The organism is Cryptosporangium aurantiacum (genome assembly GCF_900143005.1).
Lineage (GTDB): Bacteria > Actinomycetota > Actinomycetes > Mycobacteriales > Cryptosporangiaceae > Cryptosporangium > Cryptosporangium aurantiacum.
Map to the genome: position 1 here is coordinate 101,092 of NZ_FRCS01000013.1, position 23,426 is coordinate 124,517.

At 71.5% G+C, this 23,426-nt stretch carries 19 protein-coding genes; 8 read left to right on the top strand and 11 right to left on the bottom strand.

The features are described 5' to 3' along the window. Positions 1-16 precede the first annotated feature (16 nt). From erm to metH, 5 genes are all read right to left on the bottom strand, one after another. A complete protein-coding gene (gene erm, locus BUB75_RS33060; protein WP_073262705.1) occupies positions 17-787 on the bottom strand; it encodes a 23S ribosomal RNA methyltransferase Erm in 771 nt (256 codons plus the stop codon). Between the two features lie 283 nt (positions 788-1,070). Continuing rightward, the gene (locus BUB75_RS33065; RefSeq protein WP_143175559.1) at positions 1,071-2,744 is read right to left on the bottom strand and encodes a peroxidase family protein; all 1,674 of its coding nucleotides are present in this window, start codon (positions 2,742-2,744) and stop codon (positions 1,071-1,073) included. Positions 2,745-3,083: 339 nt separating this feature from the next. Beyond that, the gene (locus BUB75_RS47310; protein WP_143175560.1) at positions 3,084-3,965 is read right to left on the bottom strand and encodes a hypothetical protein; all 882 of its coding nucleotides are present in this window, start codon (positions 3,963-3,965) and stop codon (positions 3,084-3,086) included. A gap of 173 nt (positions 3,966-4,138) precedes the next feature. After that, positions 4,139-4,837 carry an HAD family hydrolase gene (locus BUB75_RS33075; RefSeq protein ID WP_073262709.1) on the bottom strand — a complete coding sequence of 233 codons (699 nt, stop codon included), beginning with the start codon at positions 4,835-4,837 and terminating at the stop codon, positions 4,139-4,141. Then, positions 4,834-8,397, bottom strand: coding sequence for a methionine synthase (gene metH / locus BUB75_RS33080; protein ID WP_073262711.1), 3,564 nt, complete (start codon positions 8,395-8,397; stop codon positions 4,834-4,836). Before metH ends, BUB75_RS33075 begins: the two co-directional genes overlap by 4 nt. Before the next feature lie 170 nt (positions 8,398-8,567). Here metH and BUB75_RS33085 point away from each other — a divergent pair, with 170 nt between their 5' ends. After that, entirely contained in the window at positions 8,568-9,440 is an 873-nt protein-coding gene (locus tag BUB75_RS33085; protein ID WP_073262713.1) for a PAC2 family protein, read from the top strand. Positions 9,441-9,764: 324 nt separating this feature from the next. Beyond that, positions 9,765-10,169 carry a DUF397 domain-containing protein gene (locus BUB75_RS33090; protein ID WP_084742003.1) on the top strand — a complete coding sequence of 135 codons (405 nt, stop codon included), beginning with the start codon at positions 9,765-9,767 and terminating at the stop codon, positions 10,167-10,169. Here the strand turns inward: BUB75_RS33090 and BUB75_RS33095 are convergent. Then, positions 10,150-10,890 carry a DUF6082 family protein gene (locus BUB75_RS33095; RefSeq protein ID WP_143175561.1) on the bottom strand — a complete coding sequence of 247 codons (741 nt, stop codon included), beginning with the start codon at positions 10,888-10,890 and terminating at the stop codon, positions 10,150-10,152. The two genes, BUB75_RS33090 and BUB75_RS33095, sit on opposite strands and share 20 nt — an antisense overlap. 222 nt (positions 10,891-11,112) lie before the next feature. On the opposite strand from BUB75_RS33095, the gene BUB75_RS33100 reads away from it, so the two are divergent. The 4 genes from BUB75_RS33100 to BUB75_RS33115 all read left to right on the top strand — a co-directional run bounded on the left by BUB75_RS33100 (position 11,113) and on the right by BUB75_RS33115 (position 16,374). Further along, positions 11,113-12,345 (top strand): sensor histidine kinase, encoded by a 1,233-nt coding sequence (locus tag BUB75_RS33100; RefSeq protein ID WP_073262719.1) that lies wholly within the window; start codon positions 11,113-11,115, stop codon positions 12,343-12,345. Next, positions 12,342-12,998 carry a response regulator gene (locus BUB75_RS33105; RefSeq protein WP_073262721.1) on the top strand — a complete coding sequence of 219 codons (657 nt, stop codon included), beginning with the start codon at positions 12,342-12,344 and terminating at the stop codon, positions 12,996-12,998. Before BUB75_RS33100 ends, BUB75_RS33105 begins: the two co-directional genes overlap by 4 nt. Before the next feature lie 113 nt (positions 12,999-13,111). Next, positions 13,112-13,858 (top strand): ABC transporter ATP-binding protein, encoded by a 747-nt coding sequence (locus tag BUB75_RS33110; RefSeq protein ID WP_073262723.1) that lies wholly within the window; start codon positions 13,112-13,114, stop codon positions 13,856-13,858. Further along, positions 13,858-16,374: an FtsX-like permease family protein gene (locus BUB75_RS33115; protein WP_073262725.1), complete on the top strand. Its 2,517-nt coding sequence runs from the start codon at positions 13,858-13,860 to the stop codon at positions 16,372-16,374. The genes BUB75_RS33110 and BUB75_RS33115 overlap by 1 nt, the downstream gene beginning before the upstream one ends. 172 nt (positions 16,375-16,546) lie before the next feature. Here BUB75_RS33115 and mshC read toward each other — a convergent pair whose 3' ends face one another. Further along, entirely contained in the window at positions 16,547-17,791 is a 1,245-nt protein-coding gene (gene mshC / locus BUB75_RS33120; RefSeq protein WP_073262727.1) for a cysteine--1-D-myo-inosityl 2-amino-2-deoxy-alpha-D-glucopyranoside ligase, read from the bottom strand. A 221-nt stretch (positions 17,792-18,012) separates the two neighbouring features. On the opposite strand from mshC, the gene BUB75_RS33125 reads away from it, so the two are divergent. Further along, entirely contained in the window at positions 18,013-19,473 is a 1,461-nt protein-coding gene (locus BUB75_RS33125) for an amidohydrolase family protein (protein ID WP_073262729.1), read from the top strand. On the opposite strand, the gene BUB75_RS33130 is transcribed toward BUB75_RS33125, so the two are convergent. Next, on the bottom strand, positions 19,474-20,376 hold the full coding sequence (locus BUB75_RS33130) for a LysR family transcriptional regulator (RefSeq protein WP_073262731.1): 903 nt from the start codon (positions 20,374-20,376) through the stop codon (positions 19,474-19,476). A gap of 71 nt (positions 20,377-20,447) precedes the next feature. On the opposite strand from BUB75_RS33130, the gene BUB75_RS33135 reads away from it, so the two are divergent. After that, positions 20,448-21,272, top strand: coding sequence for an oxidoreductase (locus tag BUB75_RS33135; protein WP_073262733.1), 825 nt, complete (start codon positions 20,448-20,450; stop codon positions 21,270-21,272). A 28-nt stretch (positions 21,273-21,300) separates the two neighbouring features. On the opposite strand, the gene BUB75_RS33140 is transcribed toward BUB75_RS33135, so the two are convergent. From BUB75_RS33140 to BUB75_RS33150, 3 genes are read right to left on the bottom strand one after another with little or no spacing between them, the layout of a single operon-like run. Further along, positions 21,301-22,095 carry an SCO1664 family protein gene (locus tag BUB75_RS33140; protein WP_143175562.1) on the bottom strand — a complete coding sequence of 265 codons (795 nt, stop codon included), beginning with the start codon at positions 22,093-22,095 and terminating at the stop codon, positions 21,301-21,303. Positions 22,096-22,133: 38 nt separating this feature from the next. Then, positions 22,134-22,661 (bottom strand): DUF3090 family protein, encoded by a 528-nt coding sequence (locus tag BUB75_RS33145; protein WP_073262735.1) that lies wholly within the window; start codon positions 22,659-22,661, stop codon positions 22,134-22,136. A gap of 51 nt (positions 22,662-22,712) precedes the next feature. Further along, positions 22,713-23,426, bottom strand: coding sequence for a histidine phosphatase family protein (locus BUB75_RS33150; RefSeq protein WP_073262737.1), 714 nt, complete (start codon positions 23,424-23,426; stop codon positions 22,713-22,715).

Below are 23,426 nucleotides of genomic sequence, written 5' to 3' on the forward strand. Positions count from 1 at the left end.
GTACCCCCGTGCGGTGTCAGCTCGACGTGCGGTGGAGCGCCGCCCGGTGGAGTGCGGCCCACTGCTCTGCGGTGAGACGGCCGGGCAGCGTCCCCGCTGCGATCCGGTGCGCATCCAGCCAGCGCGCGACCACCCGCCCGGGGAGCATCCCGCGCAGGATCGCGCCGACGCCTGCTCCCCGGCCGGTGAACACCCGCCGCACCATCGCCTGGTACGCCGCCCGCTCACCGGGCGGCACCAGCGGCTCCGGACGCCGCTCGATCACCAGCACCCCGCCGTCCACACTGGGCATCGGGCGGAAGGCACGTGCGGGCACGCGTCCGGCCAGCCCGAACGTGTACCAGGGCCACCACGACGCGGTGAGCATCGTGGTCGACCCGAGCGCCGCTCGCTTGCGGGCCACCTCCCACTGGACGAGCAGCACGGCTGTGCCCCACGTCCGCTGGCCGAGCAGGTGGCGCAGCAACGGCGTGGTGATTCCGAACGGCACGTTCGAGACGAGGTCGTGCCCGTCCGGTTCTTCGAACCGGAGAAGATCACCCCGGACGACGTCGACCCGGTCGCCGAAGCGCCGCCGGAGCGCGGCGGCCCGACGGGGGTCGAGTTCGACGGCGGTGACGCGATGACCGGCGTCGACCAGCGCGGCCGTGATCGCACCGGCGCCGGCGCCGAGTTCGACGACCCGCTCTGCGCCGCGGGGCACCAGCGCCACGAGGTCCCGGACGACCCGGGTGTCAACAAGGAAGTTCTGGCCCAGCTCGTGCGGGCCGGCAAAAGATCGAGACATGGAACGTCCTGCGCATCGGCGGAAGAAGAGGTCAGCTCCGTCGACGGCGGTACGCGCATGGCGTCCACATGAGGGGTAGCGGAAGCCGGTCGGGGACAGCAACCACCGACCGGACTACGACGCCTACCTCTGGGCGCTGGGGAGCACCGCCGTCAGGCGGTGCGCAGCCGAAGCGCATGCGTATTCATGCCGGCACGCTAACCGGGCGTGCCGGTGCGAGGCCAGTGAATATCGCGACGACCGTCCGAGCACCCCTCGCGCCCGGACGGCCGCCGCGAGTCCCTCAGCCCCCCAGCGGGTTGAGCAGTTCCGGACGGTCCTCGAACGCGTACCGGAGCAGGTCGACCATCGTGAACGACCCCGGGTTCGGGCCCAGCGTGGGCCGCCAGAACGGATCCCGGACGATCGAGATCTTGCTGCCCTCGATCGCGCGGTGGAACGTCTCGGCGATGATTCGCCCGCCGACGCCGGTCAGCCGCCCACCGTTCAGCTCGGACTCCCGCAGGATGTAGAACCAGAGCGGCGTGCGGGTGGTCAGCTCGGTCTCCTCCTCCGGCGTGAGGTCGGTGAACACCGCTCCCCCGTTGCCGGCGAGCAGGTCGGCCGGCTTCAGCGGCTCCAGCCCGAACAGCTCCGCCATCTGCTGGCCGCTGGCCAGCCGCAGCCCGACGCCGCGGGTGAGGTTGCGGAACGCGAGGTTGCGGTGCTCGTCCTGGACCGGACCGGTGCCCCGCGCACCGAACGACCCGGCGGGCAGCCGCCGCAACGGATCGACCAGGAGCGTGTCGATCGGCCGCGCGAGGTTGGACTCCTCCGGCGGGATGACCAGCTCCGGGATCCCGGCGCCGCCGAAGTCGTAGAGGCGGCGGAAGTCCGCGATCCAGTTGGTGGGCAGCCGGTCGATCGTGCCCGAGTTCGGGTCGTTCAAGTCCTCGAGCGACGCTCCGGCGTCGAAGTTCCCGCTGGTCCCCGAGAAGACGAAGAGCAGGAACAACGTTCCGGGCACGACGCCGCCGCGCCGGAAGATCCGGTTCCACTGGTAGGCGCTGCGGATCATGCTGTGCCCGAAGCGGTAGGCCGCGACCGAGAACTCGATCGGCATCGTCGGCCGGTCGCCGGGCAGCGCCTCGGAACCGGCTTCCGCGTGCGGGCCGGCGCTGCCGGGTACCTCGAAGAACCTGCGTCCGTTGGTGAACACGTCGTCGACGATCGCGGTGTCGACCACGCGCGTCAGGAAGTCGGTGCGCACCATCCACTGGTAGTGCTTCACCACCCGGTCGCGGGCCATGTCGAACAGCCGCGAGGTCGGCACGCCGTCGTCGGCGAGGTCGGCGATCACTCGATTGTGGAAGCGCAGGAACGCCAGGTGGGTCTGGGCGACCGCGAGGTTCTCGTCGTTGCGCTCGTCCGGGATCAGCGGGATACGCCGTTCCTTGCGTGTCGCGCCGATGCCGACCCGCGGCAGGTCGAAGCCGTCGAGCGGGACGTTCGTCCCCGGGCCGCGGACCGGCTCGGTCGCGCCCATCTTCAGCGAGACGCCGTCGGAGTCGTAGTACACCCGGTCGGCGGAGTACGGCCCCCGGCCATAGACCGAGTCCAGGTCCAGGGCGGGCGACCGGCCCTGGAGCAGTTCGTCGACGGTGACCTCGGTGCCGAGCCCGGTGCGGGTGGCGTCCATCGTCAGGTCGTGGTCGATGAACTGGCCGAGGTAGGTGTACCCGGCCGGGATCCGGTTCGCGATCTGGTCGTCGCCCTGCTCGGGGCCGGCCGTCATCGCCAGCCCCAGCTTGCTGATCAGCGCCGGGCTGTTCGGCTCGCCCAGGGGGCCGAGCCGCGAGAACCGGAACTTCCGCAGCGATGCGGTTGTGGACGGACGCCGGCAGTGCGGCTCGCCGTCCTCGTGGGTGAGGATCCCTTCACCCAGTACATAAAATTCATCACGTACGTGTCGCTTCATCCCCGTGAACTCCCCAACGCGACATGTGGTGTGGCGTGGCCGCGACCGCGTGGGATCGCGGTATCTGGGCCGCCGGAACCGGCCCGCCGGGGCACCTGCCAACGGTGCCTCGCAGGGAGCGCGATCCGGTGACGCCGGGACCGCCGCTCCCGAGATCGGCGGGCCTACCCCTAAGCCCTACCGTGGCTGCGAATGTAGTCCCGAATTGCAACAAGTGCCTCAACCGACCGCTGTCGGTTTCCCGTCACCACGCTGCGGACGCGTTTCTTCCGCCGCGCACGTGCGCGGCTTCTGAAAAGGCCTATTCGGACGCTGGGGAGCGCGCCGTTTCGGGGTGGGTCAGCCCTTGGCCATCTGGATCAGGCCGCGGATGACACCGATGAAGCCGAAGATCATCGGGCCGTAGGCGACGAAGTAGGTGCCGCCCGCGTCGGCGGACGCGTAGGTGCCGACCGTGAGTCCGATGCCGACGACGAACAGGATCGCGCTGCCGACGATGAGCTTGACGCCGGGGCGGTGCCAGAGCCCGGCCTCGGAGTCGTTGGCGCCCTCGGAGAGGTTGCCAGGGTTACCGGGATACGCCTGCTTGCCTGGGTGACCCTGCTGGCCGGGGTAGCCGGGCTGGCCCGGGTGACCCGCCTGCCCGGGGTAACCGTGCGCGCCGGGGTATCCCTGCGCTCCCGGGTATCCCCCGGCTCCGGGGTGACCTCCTGCTCCTGGGTGACCTGCCGCTCCGGGGTGACCTGCCGCTCCGGGGTGGCCCTGCGTTCCCGGATAGGCCGGCGCGCCGGGGTATCCCTGCGCTCCCTGGGGTGCTGCGCCGGCGGGGTAACCCGGTCGGCCGGACTGCGGCCCGTAGCCCGGCTGCGCGGCCTGCCCGGGATACCCCTGCTGGCCCGGGTAGCCCGACTGACCCTGGTAGCCAGGCTGGCCCTGGTAGCCAGGCTGGCCCTGCTGGCCGGGCTGCGCGGGGTAACCCGACTGGGGGTAACCGGATTGGGGGTAGCCGGGCTGGGCGGGACGGCCCGGCGCGGCCTGGGGCGCTCCCCATCCCTGCGGCGGCTGGCCGTATCCCCCGCCGTGCCCCTGCTGAGGCGGGGCGGACTGCGGACGAGCGGACGAAGGCGCCCCGTACCCGGGCGGTTGCCCGGCGCTCGGATACCCGTTCACCTGACCATGAGCCGGTAACGAAGCGTTACCGCCGTGCTCCTGCGGTTGCATCCTGTCTCCCCGTGGTCCGACCGGCCTCACCCGGTACCCGGGGCACTCTAGCCCTCTCCCGACTCAACCGTCCGTCGGGTGTCGGACGCTCCACCACCGGGAAAGTGGACCCGCCCAGGCCAGCTCCAGCTCGCCCGAACGGGTCCACTCACCTCGTCAGCGCACGCGCGGCGTCAGGCGACCGCGCGGAGGACCGCGGCGAGTTCGGGCAACCCGACGCCGGCCAGTGATTCCCGGTGGACCCGGCGCGGCCCCGCGGGCACCGGCGCCTCGCTGGGCACCACCAGCACCGGGCAACCGGCGGCCTCCGCCGAGGCCGTGCCGTTCACCGAGTCCTCGACCGCGACGCAGTCACCCGGGTTCACCCCGAGCAACGCCGCCGCGCGCAGGTACGGCTCGGGGTGCGGCTTCGAGTGCGCCACCTCGTCACCGCAGACCACCGCGTCGAAGTTTTCCCGGCCCAGCGTGTCGAGCGCGACCTCGACGAGGTTGCGCCGGGTCGCGGTGACCAGCGCGGTCGGCACCCGCGCCGCGCGAACGGCGGCCAGCAGCTCCCGCGCGCCCGGACGCCACACCAGCGCGGTCAGGAACAGCTCCCGCATCCGGTCCTCCAGCCACGCCCCGCTGGACTCCACGTCCAGGTCGGGGCGCCCGAGGTCCGCGTGCAGGATCTCCATCGACAGCGCGAGCGGCGCCCCGATCATCGTGACCCGCGCCGAGTGGGACAGCGAGCCCCCGAGGTGCCGGGCCAAGTCGTCCAGCCCGACGTCCCACAGTTTCTCGCTGTCGAACAGCGTCCCGTCCATATCGAACAGGACCGCCTCCGGCAGACGGGAACCGACGACCTCGGCTTCGGGTAGCGGACTGGTCATCGGGCCGCGAAGTACTTCGCCTCGGGGTGATGCACGACGATCGCGGACGTCGACTGCTCCGGGTGGAGCTGGAACTCCTCGGACAGCTTGACGCCGATCTGGTGCGGCTTGACCAGCTCGAACATCTGCTCCTGCTGCTCCAGGTCCGGGCAGGCCGGGTATCCGAACGAGTAGCGGGCGCCGCGGTATTCGAGCTTGAAGAAGTCCTCGACGTCGGTCGGGTCCTGGCCGGCGAAACCGAGCTCGGAGCGCACCCGCGCGTGCCAGTACTCCGCGAGCGCCTCGGTGAGCTGCACGGACAGGCCGTGCACCTCGAGGTAGTCGCGGTAGTTGTTGGCCGCGAACAGCTCGTTGGCGTACTCGGCGATCCGGTTGCCCATCGTGACGACCTGGAACGCGACGACGTCCGGGCGCCCCTCGTCGAGCGCTGCCGCACGGGACCGGAAGAAGTCCGACAGGCACAGACGACGGTCGCGGACCTGGCGCGGGAACCGGAACCGGACCCGCTCCTCCGAAGCCGGGTCTTCCGAGGAGAGCACGATCAGCTGGTTGCCCTCGGAGACCGCCGGGAAGTAGCCGTACACGACCGCGGCCTCCAGCACCCGGTCCGCGAGCAGCCGGTCGAGCCAGTAGCGCAGCCGCGGCCGTCCCTCGGTCTCCACCAGCTCCTCGTAGGACGGTCCCTGGCCGCCGCGGGCGCCGCGCAGGCCCCACTGGCCGAGGAACGTGGCGCGCTCGTCGAGCAGCCCGGAGTAGTCGGCGAGCGGGATGCCCTTGACCACCCGATCGCCCCAGAACGGCGCGGTGGGCACCGGGTTGTCGGTCGCAACGTCCGAGCGCACGCTCTCGTCGTCCACCGAGATCTCCGGGCCGGCTGCCGCCTTGCGCTCGGCGGCGATCCGGGCCGACCGCTCGTGGCGTGCCTTGCGCTCGGCGGCCTTGCGGGCCTCCTCTTCGCTGTCGGCCGGTGCCACTCCGCCGCGCTTGGCGAGCATCAAGGCGTCCATCAGCCGAAGGCCTTCGAACGCGTCGCGCGCGTACCGCACGTCGCCCGCGTACATCTCGGCCAGGTCGTTCTCGACGTAGGCGCGGGTCAACGCCGCACCACCGAGCATGACCGGCCACCGCGCGGCGACGCCGCGCGTGTTCATCTCGGCGAGGTTCTCCTTCATCACCACGGTGGACTTCACCAGCAGGCCGGACATGCCGATGACGTCGGCCCGGTGCTCCTCCGCGGCGTCGAGGATCGCGTTCACCGGCTGCTTGATGCCGATGTTGACGACGTTGTAGCCGTTGTTGCTCAGGATGATGTCGACGAGGTTCTTGCCGATGTCGTGGACGTCGCCCTTGACCGTGGCGAGCACGATCGTGCCCTTGCCCTCGTCGTCCTCGTTGCGCTCCATGTGCGGCTCGAGGTGGGCGACCGCGGTCTTCATGACCTCGGCCGACTGGAGGACGAACGGCAGCTGCATCTGGCCGGAGCCGAACAGCTCGCCGACCGTCTTCATGCCGGCCAGCAGCGTCTCGTTGATGATGTCGAGCGCCGACTTCTCCTGCAGCATGGCGTCCAGATCGGCCTCGAGGCCGTTGCGCTCGCCGTCGACGATCCGACGCTGCAGACGCTCCTCCAGCGGGAGCGCGGCGAGTTCCTCGGCGCGGGACGCGCTCGTGGACTTCGCGTCGACACCCTCGAAGAGCTGCAGCAGGTGCTGCAGCGGGTCGTAATCCTCGCGCCGCCGGTCGTAGATCAGGTCCAGCGCGGTCTCGCGCTGGTCCTCCTGGATCCGGGTGATCGGCAGGATCTTGCTCGCATGCACGATCGCGGAGTCGAGCCCCGCTTCGCGGCACTCGTGCAGGAAGACCGAGTTGAGCACCTGACGCGCGGCCGGGTTCAGGCCGAACGAGATGTTCGACAAGCCCAACGTCGTCTGGACGTTGGGGTGACGGCGCTTCAGCTCGCGGATGCCTTCGATCGTCTCCAGACCGTCCCGGCGGCTCTCCTCGGTACCGGTGGCGATCGTGAACGTGAGCATGTCGACGACGATGTCCGACTCGGCCATGCCCCAGTTCTGGGTGAGGTCGGTGATCAGCCGCTCGGCGATCCGCACCTTGTCGGCGGCGGTGCGGGCCTGGCCCTCCTCGTCGATCGTCAGCGCGACGACCGCGGCGCCGTGCTCCTTGATGATCGGCATGATGCGGGCGTACCGGGACTCGGGGCCGTCGCCGTCCTCGAAGTTCACCGAGTTGACGATCGACCGGCCGCCGAGCGACTCCAGCCCCGCCTCGATGACGTCGACCTCGGTCGAGTCGAGCATGATCGGCAGCGTGGACGCGGTCGCGAACCGGCCGGCCAGCTCACGCATGTCCTCGGCGCCCTTGCGGCCGACGTAGTCGACACACAGGTCGATGAGGTGCGAGCCGTCGCGGGTCGCCTCACGGGCGATCTCCACGCAGTCCTGCCAGCGGCCCTCGAGCATGGCCTCGCGGAACTTCTTCGAGCCGTTCGCGTTGGTGCGCTCGCCGATCATCAGCGCGCTGGCGTCCTGCTGGAACGGCACCGACTGGTAGATGCTGGCGACGCTGGGCTCGTCATCCGGGGTCCTTACCGCCGGGGTGAGGTCTTTCACCGCCTCGGCGACCTGGCGGATGTGCTCGGGCGTGGTGCCGCAGCAGCCGCCGACGAGCGTCGCGCCGTACTCGGTGACGAACCGGCTGAGCGCGGTGGCGAGCTCGGCGGGCTGCAATGGGTAGACCGCGCCGTTCGGCCCGAGCTCCGGCAGACCGGCGTTCGGCATCACCGACAGGCCGACGTGGCCGTGCTGGGAGAGGTAGCGGAGGTGCTCGCTCATCTCGGCCGGGCCGGTGGCGCAGTTGAGGCCGAGGTAGTCGACGCCGAGCGGCTCCAGCGCGGTGACCGCCGCGCCGATCTCGCTGCCCAGCAGCATCGTGCCGGTGGTCTCGACCGTGACGTGGCAGATCAGCGGCACCCGCTTGCCCTGCTTCGCCATCGCCCGCTGGGCGCCGACGATCGCCGATTTCGCCTGCAGCAGGTCCTGGCAGGTCTCGACGATGATCGCGTCGGCGCCGCCGGCGAGCAGACCCTCGGCCTGGAGCTGGAAGGCGTCACGCAGCTTCGCGTACGGCGCGTGACCGAGCGTCGGCAGCTTGGTGCCGGGACCGACCGAGCCGAGCACGAACCGGGGCCGGTCGGGCGTCGAGAACCCGTCGGCGACCTCGCGGGCCAGCCGGGCGCCCTTCTCGTTGAGTTCGAAGATCCGCTCGACGATGTCGTACTCACCGAAGTTCGCGAGGTTGCCGCCGAACGTGTTGGTCTCGACCAGGTCGGCGCCGGCCGCGAAGTACGCCTCGTGGACGCTCTTGACCACGTCGGGGCGGGTCGCGTTGAGGACCTCGTTACAGCCCTCCAGACCCTCGAAGTCGTCGAGAGACAGGTCAGCGGCCTGGAGCATCGTGCCCATCGCCCCGTCGGACACGAGGACCCGCTCGGCGAGGGCGGACGTGAGGGCAGTGGCCGGCGTGCTCCGCAGGATGGACACCATGCTGTCAAGGTTACCGTGACACGTGCGTACTCCAGGCAGGCGACGCCCTCTTGCCGGTTCAGAGTGACGTCGAGGTATCGTGCGGCACCATTCGGGACAGTTCGGGCGTCGGCACCCGCGCTCTGGGCTGCACCGCCCCTCGCGGGTTGCGGGCGTCGTAGGGTGGTTGCGTGACCGAGTTCGACGGACTACCTGTGCTGCGTTCCCCCGTCGTCATCGCGGCGTTCGAGGGATGGAACGACGCGGGTGACGCGGCGACCGCCGTGGTCGAACATCTCGAACTGGAGTGGCAGGCCAAGCCGGTCGCCGAGATCGACCCGGACGACTACTACGACTTCCAGGTCAACCGGCCGCTGGTCTCGATGTCCGAGTCCCCCGGTGGCCGCCGGATCGAGTGGCCGACCACCCGCGTCTCCACGTGCAGCCCTCCGGGCGCCGAGCGGGACGTCGTCCTGGTGCGCGGCATCGAGCCGAACATGCGCTGGCGGGGCTTCTGCGAGGAGATCCTGGAGCTGTTCCACGCGCTCGACGTCGACCAGGTCGTGCTGCTCGGCGCGCTGCTCGCCGACACGCCGCACTCCCGCCAGTTCCCGGTGACCGGCAGCGCGTCCGACGCCGAGCTGGCCAACCGGTACGACGTCCAGCAGACCAAGTACGAGGGGCCGACCGGCATCGTCGGGGTGCTGCACGACGCGTGCGTGCGGGCGGAGATCCCGTCGCTGTCGTACTGGGCACAGGTGCCGCACTACGTGGCGCAGGCCCCCAACCCGAAGGCGACGCTGGCGCTGCTGCACACGCTGGAGAACGTGCTCGACCTGCGGGTGCCGATGGGTGAGCTGGCCGAGCGGGCCGCGGCGTGGGAGTCGCAGGTCAACGAGCTGGCCGCGTCGGATGCCGACATGGCCGAGTACATCCGGACGCTGGAGCAGCGGGACGGCGACGAGGAGATGCCGCAGGCGTCCGGCGAGGATCTCGCGCGCGAATTCGAGAAGTACCTCCGCCGCCGCGGCGGCACCGCCGGCCCGGGCGGCCCCGCCGTCTGACGCGACAGCCGCAGCGGCACCGCGGACAGAACCCACGGGGGCCGGCCCAGCCGTCTGACGCGAGCGGCAGTGGCACGCCCGGCCGCCCGGCTCACGCGCGCGCCGCCGACATCTGGGCGGGCCCACGCGGCGACACGCCGACCGGATACCGCTGGTCAGTGTTCCAAGTAACGCCATTCCGCGCGGAACAAAAAATGATAAATACCGACATAATAGACTGGTGTTAACGTTCACTCGTCATTACGTGACAACGTGTCATCTTTCTCAGCTGCAGATCGACGCGTCGGAGTAACGATTCAGAGGTACCGTTTGCTAGGACCGGGGATGCGACCGGTCGCCCAGCGCCCATTCGCCACGAGCGGTGCGGACGCCGAATGCCACGAGCGGGGCAAGGAAAGTCATTTCGTCCGCGGTATGACCACATCGCAGAGCAGGGGGCGTTACATGTCTTTATCACCCGGGGCGTACACCATCGCGTTGGCATGCGGCCAATCCAATTGTGTCGAGGTCCGAGCGGCACTCGACCGCGCGAGCGTCGAGATGGGCAGCACCGTCGATCGTAACGGGGTGCGCCTCGTCTTCTCGGCACAGACCTGGCGGGATTTCCTAAAATGGATCCTGACCCGGATGCAGGAATGGGCGAAGGAACACGGCATAGATCATCTGGATCTGAAAGAAGAGCTGCGCGCAAGGACGATCGACACTCGATCTATTCTCGCCGCCCGGTAGGTCGACTGCGACGCATGCCACGATGTCGTCGCTTTTGAGTCCACCAGAGAACCGCCGCGCCCGCGCCGAATCCGACTAGAGCGGCGGCGCGGGCGACCGGCAGCCGCTCTCGACTCGCGCCACCGGCCGCGTCTGCGCCCAGCGTGGAGCCGGCTTCCGCGCCGGCGGTGAACTCGGAGACCAGCGCACTTTGCCAGGCAGCATCGGCCAAGCGGACGAACCGCCGCCTCCGCCGTGTCGTCGCGTTGGACGCCCAGCCGCCGCGCGACCGCAGCCAGTAGGAGCGGCCGGCGGAGAGCGAGAACCGATCCTGCAACAAGCGACGAAGCTCCGGCTCGGAAATTGCCCCGTGCGTGAAGCCGGCTTCGAAGTACTTGAAGATTAGATTGAGATAAATAGCCCGCCGCCACTCACCACTGTCGAAGTCGGTGCGCGGCGACCACACGTCCTGCAGATCCGGGTGCTCGAACGCGACGCGGAAGAGTTCGAACTGCGCGTCGAGCGTTGCCTGGATACGTTCTGATCTGATCTGTTCCGCCTGGAAGAACAACGATCCCGACACACCGATCAACGCAACGGCGGAGAGTATTACCGCCACCGAACCATAGGACTGGCCGACATTTCCGAGTAATTCCCAGTCTTCGCCGACATGATCTGCCGACCATTTCGCCGGCAACGGCGCGAGAAATACCAGCGCGGCGGGGAGAAGTATCAAAGACACCGGAATACTCGACCGGATAAGAAAGCGCCCTATTCTTGCCCGAGCCGTCAATCGCGCCGGCAGACTGTAATCTTCGGTGGTGCTCTTCGGGGGACGGGGTACCCGCTGATCGAAAGCACTCATGTCCACATTGCAACATCGACCGGCCGCCACCACCACCGGTGTATGTCGGGTCTTGCTCGTCCTTCGCTGGGTGGAGACCGCGCCGGTAGCCTCGGCCGCATGCGAACCGTGCACCTGTGGCTGCGGGGGCACCCGGGCGTGTTCGACGGGCTGGCCGCGCTGGTCGTCGTGCTGCTCGCGCTGATGTTCTACCCCGGGTTGGCGATCAACTCCGACCTGTGGTGGGAAGCCGCCCTCCCGTTCCTGTTCGCGGTGCCGGTCGCGCTGCGCAGCCGCTATCCGATCGGCACGCTGTACGCCACCGCCGCGCTTGGCCTGATCGCGCTCGCCACGTTCCGCATCCCGCACCCGGCGGCGCTGTTCGCCGGGATCGTGGCGGCCTACTCGGCTGCGGTGTACGCACCCCGGCGTCACTCGTGGGCGGCGCTCGCGCTCTCCCTGCTCGTCGGCCTGATCGGCGGCGTGCGCTGGTCGTACGTGATCGTGCAGCTGGCCGGTTCGTCGTACACGCTCGAGGAGCTGACGCTCCGCAACCAGGTGATCGCGCTCGGCGTCTCCGTGGTCGTGGCCAGTGCGCCGCTGGTGATCGCCTGGCTCTGGGGCGGCGTCGTCCGTACCCGCCACGCCTACCTGCAGGAAGCCCTCGACCGCGCCGGCCGCCTGGAGCGGGAGCGGGACGCGCTGGCCCGGCTCGCGGTGGTCGAGGAACGCGCCCGGATCGCCCGCGACCTGCACGACGTCGTCGCCCACAGCTTGTCGGTCGTCGTGCTGCAGGCCGACGGCGCCCGTCACGTGCTGGAGAGCGACCCGGCGCGGGCCGCCCGTGCCCTGGACGTCATCGGCCGGACCGGCCGGGAGGCCACCGCCGAGATGCGGCGGCTGCTCGGCGTTCTGCGCAGCGACACGTCGCCGGGGCCGGACCGGGCACCCCAACCCGACCTCGTGCAGCTCGACGCGCTGGTCGACCAGGTCCGCGGCTCCGGCTTGCCGGTCACGCTCACCGTGACCGGGGATCTCGCCTCCGTCCCGGCGAGCGCCGCACTGTCCGCGTACCGCATCGTCCAGGAGGCTCTCACGAACACGTTGCGACACGGCGGCCCCGAGGCGTCGGCCGAGGTCAGCGCCGAGGTGCGGCCCGACGGCCTGTCGGTCCGGGTGGTGGACGACGGGCGGGGCGCCGCCGCGGCGGACGACGGCGCCGGGCTCGGCCTGCGCGGCATGCGGGAACGTGCCGCCGCGGTGGGCGGCGAGGTGACCGCGGGGCCACGCGCGGGCGGCGGTTTCGGGGTCACGGCGTGGCTGCCCTACGAGCCGGTGGCGGTCGCGCAATGATTCGGGTGTTGCTCGTCGACGACCAGGAGCTGGTCCGCTCCGGGCTCCGGATGGTGCTCGACACGCAGGACGGGCTCACCGTGGTCGACGAGGCCGGTGACGGGCTCGCGGCGGTCGAGCGGGTCCGCGCGGGCGGCGTCGACGTCGTCGTGATGGACGTCCGGATGCCCCGGCTGGACGGCGTCGGCGCGACCGAGCGGATCGCCGCACTTCCCGACCCGCCGCGCGTCCTGCTGTTGACCACGTTCGACCTGGACGAGTACGCGTTCGCCGGGTTGCGCGCCGGCGCCGCCGGCTTCCTGCTCAAGGACGTGCCGACCGCCGAGTTGGTCAGCGCGATCCGCGCGGTCCACGACGGGGACGCGGTCGTGGCCCCGTCCACGACCCGCCGCCTGCTCGACCGGTTCCTCCCGCATCTTCCGGCTCCGGAGACGGCACCGGATGCCTTCGCCGACCTCACCGCACGGGAGCGCGAGGTCCTCGTTCTGCTCGCGAACGGCCTCTCGAACGCGGAGATCTCCGAAGCCCTGTTCCTCAGCGAGGGCACGGTGAAGACGCACGTCAGCCGCGTGCTGACCAAGCTCGGCGTCCGCGACCGGGTGCAGGCCGTCGTGCTGGCCTACCAGTCCGGGCTGGTCGGTCTCGGGAAGTAGCCGGGTACGTCGAAAGGCAGACCCGGGTCCGTCGGAAGACCCGTCGGACGACCGAACGAATGACGACGGCAGCCGGACGATTCGCCCGCGCACGCTCCCTAGCGTCGGTAGGCATGAACCCCACTACCCCCGCCGCCGTGACGGCGACCGATCTGGTGAAGACGTACGGTACCGGCGACACCCGGGTGAGCGCGCTGCGCGGCGTCTCGCTGACCGTGCCCGCCGGGCAGTTCGTGGCGATCATGGGGCCGTCCGGCTCCGGCAAGTCGACGCTCCTGCACTGCCTGGCCGGGCTCGACACGGCGACGACCGGCCGGGTGCAGATCGGCGACACCGGCCTCGGCGGCCTCTCCGACGGGCGGCTGACCCGCCTGCGCCGGGACGCCGTCGGGTTCGTCTTCCAGTCGTTCAACCTGCTCCCCACGCTGTCGGCCGCGGACAACATCCTGCTGCCGCTGCGCCTCGCCGGACGGCGTCCGGACCCCAAGTGGCTGGACCGGGTCATCGACCTGCTCGGCCTCGCCGACCGGATGCACCACCGCCCCGCTCAGCTGTCCGGCGGGCAGCAGCAGCGGGTGGCCTGCGCGCGGGCGCTGATCACCCGGCCGCGGGTGATCTTCGCCGACGAGCCGACCGGCAACCTGGACTCGCGGTCCGGCGCGGAGGTGCTCAGCCTGCTCCGGGCCAGCGTCCGGGAGCTGGGCCAGACCGTCGTCATGGTGACCCACGACCCCGTCGCGGCGAGCTACGCCGACCGGGTGGTGTTCCTCGCCGACGGCCTGCTCGTGGACGAGGTGACGGACCCGACCCCGGAGACCGTCCTGGACCGCGTCGGCCGTCTCGAGAGGCGAGTCGCCTGATGCTGCGCGTGGCTCTGTCCCGGGTGCGGCACCAGTTCGGTTCGCTGCTCCTGCTCTCGCTCGCGGTCGCCGCCGCGGTCGCGTTCCTCGCGAGCGCGTTCACGCTCGGCGACGCGATCCGCGCCGCGGTCTACCGAGCGACCGCGGCCGAGGCCGAGCACGTCGCGGCGCACGCGACGCCCCTCGAACAACCACTGACCGACGACGACGTCCGGACGCTGGCCGCCGTGCCGGGGGTGGACGCGGTCCAGCCGCGGGTGGATTTCGGCACTGCCACGCTCGTCGGCCAGGACGGTCAGGTCGCGCGCCTCCCCGGCGTACCGGCGCTCGCCGCGTTCGTCGCGCCGGTCGCACCAGAGCTGACCGACCACGAGCTGCTCCGCGGACGCTTCCCGGCCGCCGCCGGTGAGCTCATCGTCGGCGACAACCTCGCCAAGGCGCAGAAGTGGCAGCCGGGAGACCGCGTCACGGTCCTGGACACCGACCGCGGTCGTCACGCGTTCACGGTGACCGGCGTCGTCGAGCAGACCGTCGACGGTGACGTCGGGCTGCTGCCCGCCGACTTCCGCACGCTGCTGCAGGCGCCGGACCAGCGTGGCTGGTCGGCGCTGGACGTCGCAGGCTCGGTCACCCCGGACGCGGTCGCCACCGCGCTGGGCGGCCGCGCGGCCGTGATCTCCGGCGCCGACTACGCCGACCAGCTGGCCTCGGACGTGCTCGGCGGCATGATCACCGTCGTCATCCGCGGTGTGCAGTTGTTCGCGTGGGTGGCGGTCGCCGTAGCACTGGCGGTCGCGTACAACACGTTCGGCATCGTGCTGGCGCAACGTCGGCGCGAGGTCGCGCTGGTCCGCTGTGTCGGTGCCGGGCGGGGTCAGGTGTTCCGGGCGGTGATCGTCGAGGCCGCGTTGGTCGGCGTCCTCGCCGCGGTGCTCGGGTACGTCGCTGGGCAGGGGTTGGCGGTGCTAGCCGCCCTCGGACTGGGCGCCGTAGCGGGGGGCGCCGCCGACGGCCTGAGCGTCACCTTCTCCCCCGCCGCCGCGGTCGTCGCGCTGCTGGTCGGCGTGGTGGTCTCGGTGCTGGCGGCGGTGTTGCCCGCACGGACGGCGACCCGCGTGGCCCCGGTCCGGGCGCTGACCGACCAGGGTGAGCTGGTCGAGGACCGCCGGATCGGATGGCTCCGCGCGGCGACCGGCGTGCTGCTGCTAGCCGCGGGCGGCGGCCTCGCCTGGTACGCGGCGGACCAGCACGACGTCTGGCCCGGCATCGGCGGCGGCTTCCTGGTGATGCTCGCGCTCCTGTCGCTCGGCCCGGTCGTCGTCGGGCCACTCGTCCGGATCGTCGGGCGGCCCGCCCAGCTCGTCGGCGCTCCCGGGCACCTCGCGGCGGCCAACGGCGGGCGGCATCCGCGGCGGACCGCCGCGGTCACCAACGCGCTGACGATCGGCATCGGGCTCGTCATCGTGATGCTGGTCGGCGCGGCGTCGCTGGAGCGCACCGCGACCGCGAAGCTGACCGGCGGCTACCCGGCGGACTTCCGGCTGACCAGCGTGGCGGCCCCCACGGACGGCGCCGAGTCCGCGACGCTCCCGGCCGGGCTCGCCGACCAGCTGCGCCGGGCCCCGGAGCTGGAGGACCCGGTTCCGGTCCGCGAGCGCATGGTCGACGGGATCGTCGCGCCGCGCGGCACGCTCGGGACGCAGGTCGCGGCGGTCGATCCCGGCGCCCTGCGGGCGCACCTGCCGGAGCGGTTCGCCGAGTCCGGCGACCTGGACGACTTCGGGAATGGTTCGGTCGTCGTGACGGCTGAGGCCGCCAAAGACTTGGGGGACGTCACGGCCGGCGAAATCGTGCGGATCGAGCGCGCGTCCTTCACGGTGGCCGCCGTCGTCACCGGGGGCTTCGCGTCGCCGTACGGAGCGGTCACGCTCAGCGCGGCGGACTTCACCCGGCTCTACGGGGCCGGCGACCCGACCGGGATCCTGGTCTGGGCGGAGTCGGGTGTGGACGCCTCCACGGCCAGGGCAGCGATCGACGCGACGATCGCCACGCTGCCGGACATCAACGTCGATGACGTGGCCGAGGGCAGGGAGGAGACCGCCGACACGATCGACCAGCTGCTGGCGGCCGGAGGGCTGCTCGTCGGGATGGCGATCGTCGTCGCGGTGCTCGGCGTGATGATCACGCTGACGCTCTCGGTGCTGGAGCGGCGGCGGGAGCTCGCGATGCTGCGGGCGCTGGGGCTCACTCGGCGGCAGCTCTACGTGACGCTGACGCTGGAGGGCGCGATCATGGCGTTGCTGGCGGCCGTCATCGGATCCGTGTTGGGGGTCGCGCTCGGGATCGCGGGTTCGTACGCGGCGTTCGGCGCGGATTCGGAGCTGGAGATCGCGGTGCCGATCGGCCGGATCGCACTGGTATTGGTGGTGGCTGCCCTGGTCGGCGTCGCCGCGGCCGTGCCGCCCGCCCGCCGGGCGTCCAAGACGCCGCCCGTGGCCGCCCTCGCCACCGCCTGACGGTTGCGCCGAATAAAGTTGGCCGCTTTCCGACCTGTCCGCAGCCGCGGATCGGTCGGAGAGTGGCCAACTTTCTCGTGCGCCGCGCAGCGGGCCGCGCGGGCGCGGGGCGCGCTGCGCGCCGCGCGGGCGCGGGGCGCGCCGGGTGCCGCGCGGGCGCGGGGCGCGGGCGTTAGAGGGCGACGCCGAGGAGGGCGTCGACGGTGGAGCGGACGAGGGCGGGAGCCGTCGGGTCGGTGCGCTCGGTCGGTCCGGCCTTCAGCGCGGCCTCCGCCCAGCGGTCGACGGCCCGCAGCGCCGCCGGGCTGTCCAGGTCGTCGGAGAGCCGCTCCCGGACGCGGGCCAGCAGCTCGATCGCCGACGGACCGGTGGGCAGCGCGACCGCGTCGCGCCACCGGGCCAGCCGCGCCTGAGCCTCCTCGAGCAGCGCCGCCGTCCACGCGCGGTCGGTCCGGTAGTGGCCGGAGAGCAGCGCGAGCCGGATCGCCATCGGGTCGACCCGGTCGCCGCGCAGGCGGGAGACGAACACCAGGTTGCCGCGCGACTTCGACATCTTCTCGCCGTCGAGACCGATCATCCCGGCGTGGACGTAGTGCCGGGCGAACGGCCACTGGTCGGCGGCGGCCTCCGCGTGCAGCGCGGACATCTCGTGGTGCGGGAAGATCAGGTCCGAACCGCCGCCCTGGACGTCGATCCCCATTCCGAGCCGGTTGACCGCGATCGCCGCGCACTCCACGTGCCAGCCCGGACGGCCGGGCCCGACCGGCGACGGCCAGCGCGGCTCGCCGTCCCGGGCACCGCGCCAGAGCAGCGGGTCGAGCGGGTCGCGCTTGCCGGGGCGGTCGGGGTCTCCCCCGCGCTCCGCGAAGAATCGCGCCATCGTCTCGGCGTCGTACCCGGATTCGTAGCCGAACCGCCCCGCGCCGTGAATGTCCTGGTAGACGTCACCGGACCCGTCCTCGAGCCGGTACGCGACGCCGATCGAGACGAGCTTCTCGACCAGCTCCGCGATCTCCTCCACCGCCTCGACGACGCCGACGTAGTGGGCCGGCGGGATCACCCGGAGCGCGGTCATGTCCTCGCGGAACAACGCGGTCTCGCGCATGCCGAGGACGATCCAGTCCTCACCGTCGCGGTCGGCGCGCTCGAACAGCGGGTCGTCGACGTCGGTGACGTTCTGGACGTACGCCACGTCGTGCCCGGCGTCCCGCCAGACCCGGTTCACCAGGTCGAACGTCAGGTAGGTCGCGGCGTGACCGAGGTGGGTGGCGTCGTACGGGGTGATCCCGCAGACGTACATCCGCGCGGTCGGGCCGGGCGCGGTCGGCCGGACCTCGTGGGTGGCCGAGTCGTACAGCCGCAGCGGGACGCCGGTTCCGGGGAGAAGGGGCACGTCGGGGTGCGGCCAGCTCTGCATAGTCCGAGCGTAACCGCCGTTTGAGCGGGTTCGAACAGGTGTCGGCCGAGCGTCGAACAACCGTAACGTCCGCTCAGCGGACAATTGTCCGTCAGACGTCGCTGCCCACCCTTGACAGGGCCTCGCCGTCGCACGATCGTTGCCTCACCACGACGCAGTCACTGTGCGGACATACGTCCGCTGAAACGCACGCCGGTTGACGACGAAGGAGTCGAACACCCATGAGCGATCAGATCACCGAGCAGCTCCGGTCCGGCCGCCCGATCGTGCTGCGTGGTGGCACGGTCCTGCCGATGGACGCCGGCCGTTCGATCCTCCGCGACACCGACGTCCTCGTCGTCGACGACCGGATCGAGGCGGTCGGCCCGGCGCTGACCGTCCCGGACGGCACCGTGGAGATCGACGCGACCGGCGGCATCGTGCTGCCCGGCATGATCGACACCCACCGCCACATGTGGCAGACCGCGATGCGCGGCTACGGTGCCGACTGGACGCTGACCCAGTACTTCGTCTTCTACTACCTGCAGCACGGCAAGGTGTTCCGCCCGCAGGACATCTATGCGGGCAATCTGCTGTCCGCGATCGAGGCGCTCGACGCGGGCGTCACCACGACCGTCGACTGGTCGCACAACAACCACACGACCCAGCACGCCGACGCCGCGGTGGACGCCCTGGAGGCGGTCCCCGGCCGGTTCGTGTTCGCCTACGGCAACATCCAGGCCGGGTCTTGGGAGTGGACCGCCACCCCTGAGTTCCGCGACTTCGTCGAGCGCCGCATGCACCGCGGCGACATGCTCGGCTTCCAGCTCGCGTTCGACGTCACCGGCGATCCGGCGTTCCCGGAGAGGGCCGCGTTCGAGGTGGCCAGGGAACTGGGTGCGAACGTCACGACGCACGCCGGGGTCTGGGGAGCGACCAACGACGACGGCATCCGCCTGATGTACGAGAACGGCTTCATGACGCCCGGCACGGTCTACGTGCACGCGGCGACGCTGAACGACGACTCGTACCAGCGGATCGCGGCCACCGGCGGCTCGGTGTCGGTCGCCACCGAGAGCGAGCAGAGCTGCGGGCAGGGCTACCCGCCCACCTGGGCGCTGCGCAAGCACGGCATCCCGGTGTCGCTCTCGATGGACACCAGCGTCTGGCAGAGCGGCGACCTGTTCTCGGCGATGCGGGCGACGCTCGGCGCCGACCGGTCGCGGGAGCACCTGGAGGCGCACAAGACCGGCGACACCGTGACCCACTCGTACCTGCGCGCCGACCAGGTCGTCGAGTGGGCTACCCGGGGTGGTGCGGCCGCGCTCGGAATCGACCACCTGGTCGGCCGGCTCACGCCCGGTCTCAAGGCCGACGTCGTGCTGATCAAGAACGACGCGTCACCGGTGATGTTCCCGGTGCTCAACCCGTACGGGCACGTGACGCTCCAGGCCCAGCGCGGCGACGTGCACACGGTGCTGGTCGACGGCAAGGTCGTCAAGCACGACGGGAAGCTGGTCGGCATCGACCTGGCCGCCGCGCGGGCCGCGATCGAGGAGACCGTCGGCTACCTGCAGAGCGAGCTCGGGGAGGCGGCCTGGGCCGCCGGCATGAACCCCGACGTCCCGGAGACCAAGGTCCTCGACAACCCCTACACGTACACGGACTACCGCAGCTCCTCGACGCACGGCTCCGAGGACTAGCTAGTCGGTCGTCAGGTCGGTCGTGGCGGCGAGGTCCGCCACGACCGCCAGTACGGTGCGGACGAGGTGCGTCTCCCGGTCCGGACGCCAGGTCACCACGGTCTCGGCCACCTCGCCCTCCAGCGGCACGAACACCGCGCCGCTCCCCCGCACGCTCCGCGACGACGCCGCCAGCCGGGTCACCCCGACCCCGGCGGCGACCAGCGCGAGCAGACCCTGCACGCTGGTCGCCTCCTGGACGACCCGGGGCCGGTACCCGGCCGCCGCGTAGTCGGCGTCGTACTTCTGGTGCCACGGCAGCCAGGAGTCGCGCGGGGTGAGAACCCACGGCTCGTCGGCGAGGTCAGCCAGCCGCAGCGTCGCGCGCGACGCCAGGGGGTGGTCGCTCGGCAGCACCGCGCACGCCGGCTCGGTGGCGATCGTCCGCGTCGCCAGGTCGTCGACGCACGGCGGCCGGCCGAACCCGACGTCGTACCGCCCGGACCGCAGGCCGGTCACCAACTCGGCGATCGACACCGCGTCGGTCGTCACCTCCAGGTTCGGAAAGCGGCCCCGCAGGGCCCGCACCACCGGCGGTAGCAGCGTGTTCGCGGCCGACGCGAGGAACGCGAGATCCACCCGCCCGACCTCGCCGCGCGCGGCCCGCGCGACCGTGGCGACCGCTTCCTCGGCGCGCGCCAGTACCGCCCGCGCCTCGGGCAGGAACACCCGGCCGACCTCGGTGAGCCGGGTGCCGCGCGTGTCGCGGTCGAACAGCTGGGCCCGCAGGCGACGCTCCAGCACGACGATCTGCTGCGACAGCGACTGCTGCGCGAGACCCAGGCGGGCAGCGGCCGCGGTGAAGCTGCGCTCCTCGGCGACCGCGACGAAGTAGCGCAGGTGCCGCAGCTCGACGTCGGTCACAGGGCCAGACTGTAACGGCAGACGGCAATCGGTGTTGGCGGGATCGACGGTCCGCTGGCGAGGCTGGAGGCATGACACAGACCTGGTTGATCACCGGTTGCTCGTCCGGCTTCGGACACGCGTTGGTGCGTGCGGCGCTCGCGGCGGGCGACTCCGTGATGGCGACCGCACGGAAGCCCGACGACCTCGCCGACCTGGTGGCCGCCGGTGGTGACCGGCTCCGCACCGCGGCCCTCGACGTCACCGATCCGGACGCCGCGGCGGCGGCCGTCGACGCCACGCTAGACGCGTTCGGCCGGCTCGACGTCGTGGTGAACAACGCCGGGTTCGCCGCCGTCGGCGCGGTCGAGGAGCTGACGATGGACGAGCTGCGTCACGTCATGGAGGTGATGTTCTTCGGCGCGGTGGCCGTGACCAAAGCCGCGGTGCCGCACCTGCGGACGCAGGGCTCGGGCACGATCGTGCAGATCAGCTCGATGGGCGGGCAGCTGAGCTTCGCCGGCGTCGGCGCGTACAGCGCGGCGAAGTTCGCGCTCGAGGGCCTGTCCGAGGCGCTGGCCGCGGAGCTGGCGCCGCACGGCGTCCGGGTGCTGATCGTCGAGCCGGGTGCGTTCCGCACCGGGTTGAACGGCGCGCGGATGCTGACCTCGACGCCGCTGGACGCCTACCGGGACACAGTGGGCACCGTCAGCGCGAACCTCGCCGCCGACGACGGTGTGCAGCCGGGCGATCCGGCGAAGGCAGCGCGCACCATCGTCGACATGGTGCACAGCGCAGACGCACCGCTCCGCCTCCCCCTCGGCCGCGACGCCGTCGACGCGCTCCGCGCCCACCAGACCCAGCTCGCTGACGACCTCCGGAAATGGGAAGCGATCAGCGTCGCCACGAGTTTCTAGCTCGTGCTCTGACCTGGAGCCCGCCCGCTTAAAAGGGTGGCCAGGGGACGGTGTGGCGGTGGCCCGCGGGGCGCGGGAAGCGGCCGGTGCGGAGGAGACGCTCGACCCGCGCGACCGTCGCGCGGAGTTCCGCGCCGGTCAGGTGGTCCTCCAGCGCCTCGCGGAGCGCACCGTCGGCCAGCTCCTCCCGCACCCGGGTCAGCGCCGCGATCTCGTCAGCGTCGAGCGGCTCGCCGCCCCACCCCCAGAGCAGCGTCCGGAGCTTCGGCTCCTCGTGGAAGCAGAGCCCGTGGTCGACGCCGTACAGGTGGCCCTCGGCGGTGAGCAGCAGGTGCCCACCCTTGCGGTCGGCGTTGTTCGCGACGGCGTCCAGCACCGCCAGCCGCCGCAGCCGCCGGTCGTCGGCGTGCGCGACGACGACGTCCCGCCCGCTGCCGTCCACACCGCCGAAGACCGGGAACCAGTCCTTCGGCACCCGGTTCTGCGGCATCACGTCGACCAGCTCGTCCACCGGCTCGGACTCGATCCACAGCTGGCACATCCCGGGCCCGAACGGGCCGTCGCGGAGCAGTGTCGGCGGCACGAGGTCCCAGCCGAGCGCCTGGTCGAGCAGGTACGTCGAGACCTCGCGGCCGGCGAGCGTCCCGTCCGGGAAGTCCCAGAGCGGACGCTCGCCGCGGATCGGCTTGTAGACGCACGCCGCGGTCACGCCATCGGCGCTGACCGCGGCGAACAACGTCGCATTGCTGGCGTCGACCAGCCGCCCTTCGATCGTCAGCTCACCCGTCGCCAGCAGGGTGAGTGCGTCGGCCGGCTCCAGCACCGGCGGCTGATCCGCTGCGCCCGCCTGTTCTGCTGTGCTCAGCGCCGGTATCCGTTCTGACGGGGGCAGATGTGCCCGCCGGACTCCAGCGGCAACCCGCACAGCGGGCACGGGGGACGCCCGGCCGCGACCACCCGGACGGCCCTGGCCACGAACGCCCGGGTCTCGGTGGCGGTCAGCCGGACGCGGAGGCTGTCGAGGTCCTCCTCAGGGGCCTCTTCGTCGTCCGACTGGGCGGTCGCCTCGACGATGACGGTGGACGACTCGGCGTCCCACGCCAGCGAGAGCGTGCCGACCCGGAACTCCTCCTCGACCGGTGCCGCGAGCGGTGCGGTGTCGACGTCCTCGGGGTCGTCCCCGGTGTCAGCACCGAGCCGGCGCTGGGCCTCGTCCAGGAGCTCGACGAGCCGCTCGGCCAGCAGCGCCACCTGAGTCTTCTCGAGCACGACGCTGACGGTGCGGCTCTCGTCGGTGGCCTGCAGGTAGAACGTGCGGTCGCCGGGCTCTCCCACCGTTCCGGCGACGAACCTCTCGGGGCGTTCGAACGCGTAGACCTGACCTGCCATGCCTCGACCCTACGCGGTCCTGGCCGGTGTCGCCTCCACGAGGTACCCCTCTCAGACAGCGCCCGTGCCGCCGCCGACGACCGCGTCCGAGGCGTCCACGTCACCCTCGTTACCGGCTGATTTCGGGGGCGGGAGGAGACCGGTCAGATCGCCCCCGACGTCGTTCACGCGCACCACGAACGGCCGCGTTTCCGCGTACCGGATGACGCTCACCGAGCACGGGTCGACGACGATCCGCTGGAACAGGTCGAGGTGCATGCCGTAGGCGTCGGCGAGGACGGCCTTGATCACGTCGCCGTGACTGCACGCCAGCCAGATCGCGTCCGGGCCGTGCGAGGCCTCGACCCTGGCGTTCCAGTCCCGGACCGCGGCCACGGCCCTGGACTGCGTGGTGGCCAGGCCTTCGCCCTCCGGGCCGGGGAACACCGCCGCCGACGGGTGCTGCTGGACGACCTTCCAGAGCGGTTCCTTCACCAGCTCGGTGAGCTTCCGGCCGGTCCAGTCGCCGTAGCGGCACTCGCCGAACCGGTCGTCGATCACCGGGGCGACGTTCCGGTCCGCCCACACCGGCGCCAGCGTCTGCTGACACCGGTCGAGCGGGCTGGACACGATCGCCGCGAGCGGCAGCGGTCGCAGCCGCTCGGCCACCGCGTCGGCCTGCTTCCGGCCGTGGTCGTCCAGGTTGACGCCCGGCGTCCACCCGGCGAGCACCCCGCTGGTGTTCGCGGTACTCCGGCCGTGCCGCAGCAGCACCAGCGTCGGCAT

Bases quoted from the DNA above. Each gene is read 5' to 3' on its own strand.
- mshC (WP_073262727.1), bottom strand. From the start codon at position 17,791: ATGCAGAGCTGGCCGCACCCCGACGTGCCCCTTCTCCCCGGAACCGGC.
- BUB75_RS33150 (WP_073262737.1), bottom strand. From the start codon at position 23,426: ATGCCGACGCTGGTGCTGCTGCGGCACGGCCGGAGTACCGCGAACACC.
- BUB75_RS33110 (WP_073262723.1), top strand. From the start codon at position 13,112: ATGAACCCCACTACCCCCGCCGCCGTGACGGCGACCGATCTGGTGAAG.
- BUB75_RS47310 (WP_143175560.1), bottom strand. From the start codon at position 3,965: ATGCAACCGCAGGAGCACGGCGGTAACGCTTCGTTACCGGCTCATGGT.
- BUB75_RS33090 (WP_084742003.1), top strand. From the start codon at position 9,765: ATGCGACCGGTCGCCCAGCGCCCATTCGCCACGAGCGGTGCGGACGCC.
- BUB75_RS33125 (WP_073262729.1), top strand. From the start codon at position 18,013: ATGAGCGATCAGATCACCGAGCAGCTCCGGTCCGGCCGCCCGATCGTG.
- BUB75_RS33135 (WP_073262733.1), top strand. From the start codon at position 20,448: ATGACACAGACCTGGTTGATCACCGGTTGCTCGTCCGGCTTCGGACAC.
- BUB75_RS33145 (WP_073262735.1), bottom strand. From the start codon at position 22,661: ATGGCAGGTCAGGTCTACGCGTTCGAACGCCCCGAGAGGTTCGTCGCC.
- BUB75_RS33065 (WP_143175559.1), bottom strand. From the start codon at position 2,744: ATGAAGCGACACGTACGTGATGAATTTTATGTACTGGGTGAAGGGATC.
- erm (WP_073262705.1), bottom strand. From the start codon at position 787: ATGTCTCGATCTTTTGCCGGCCCGCACGAGCTGGGCCAGAACTTCCTT.
- BUB75_RS33075 (WP_073262709.1), bottom strand. From the start codon at position 4,837: ATGACCAGTCCGCTACCCGAAGCCGAGGTCGTCGGTTCCCGTCTGCCG.
- BUB75_RS33100 (WP_073262719.1), top strand. From the start codon at position 11,113: ATGCGAACCGTGCACCTGTGGCTGCGGGGGCACCCGGGCGTGTTCGAC.
- metH (WP_073262711.1), bottom strand. From the start codon at position 8,397: ATGGTGTCCATCCTGCGGAGCACGCCGGCCACTGCCCTCACGTCCGCC.
- BUB75_RS33105 (WP_073262721.1), top strand. From the start codon at position 12,342: ATGATTCGGGTGTTGCTCGTCGACGACCAGGAGCTGGTCCGCTCCGGG.
- BUB75_RS33115 (WP_073262725.1), top strand. From the start codon at position 13,858: ATGCTGCGCGTGGCTCTGTCCCGGGTGCGGCACCAGTTCGGTTCGCTG.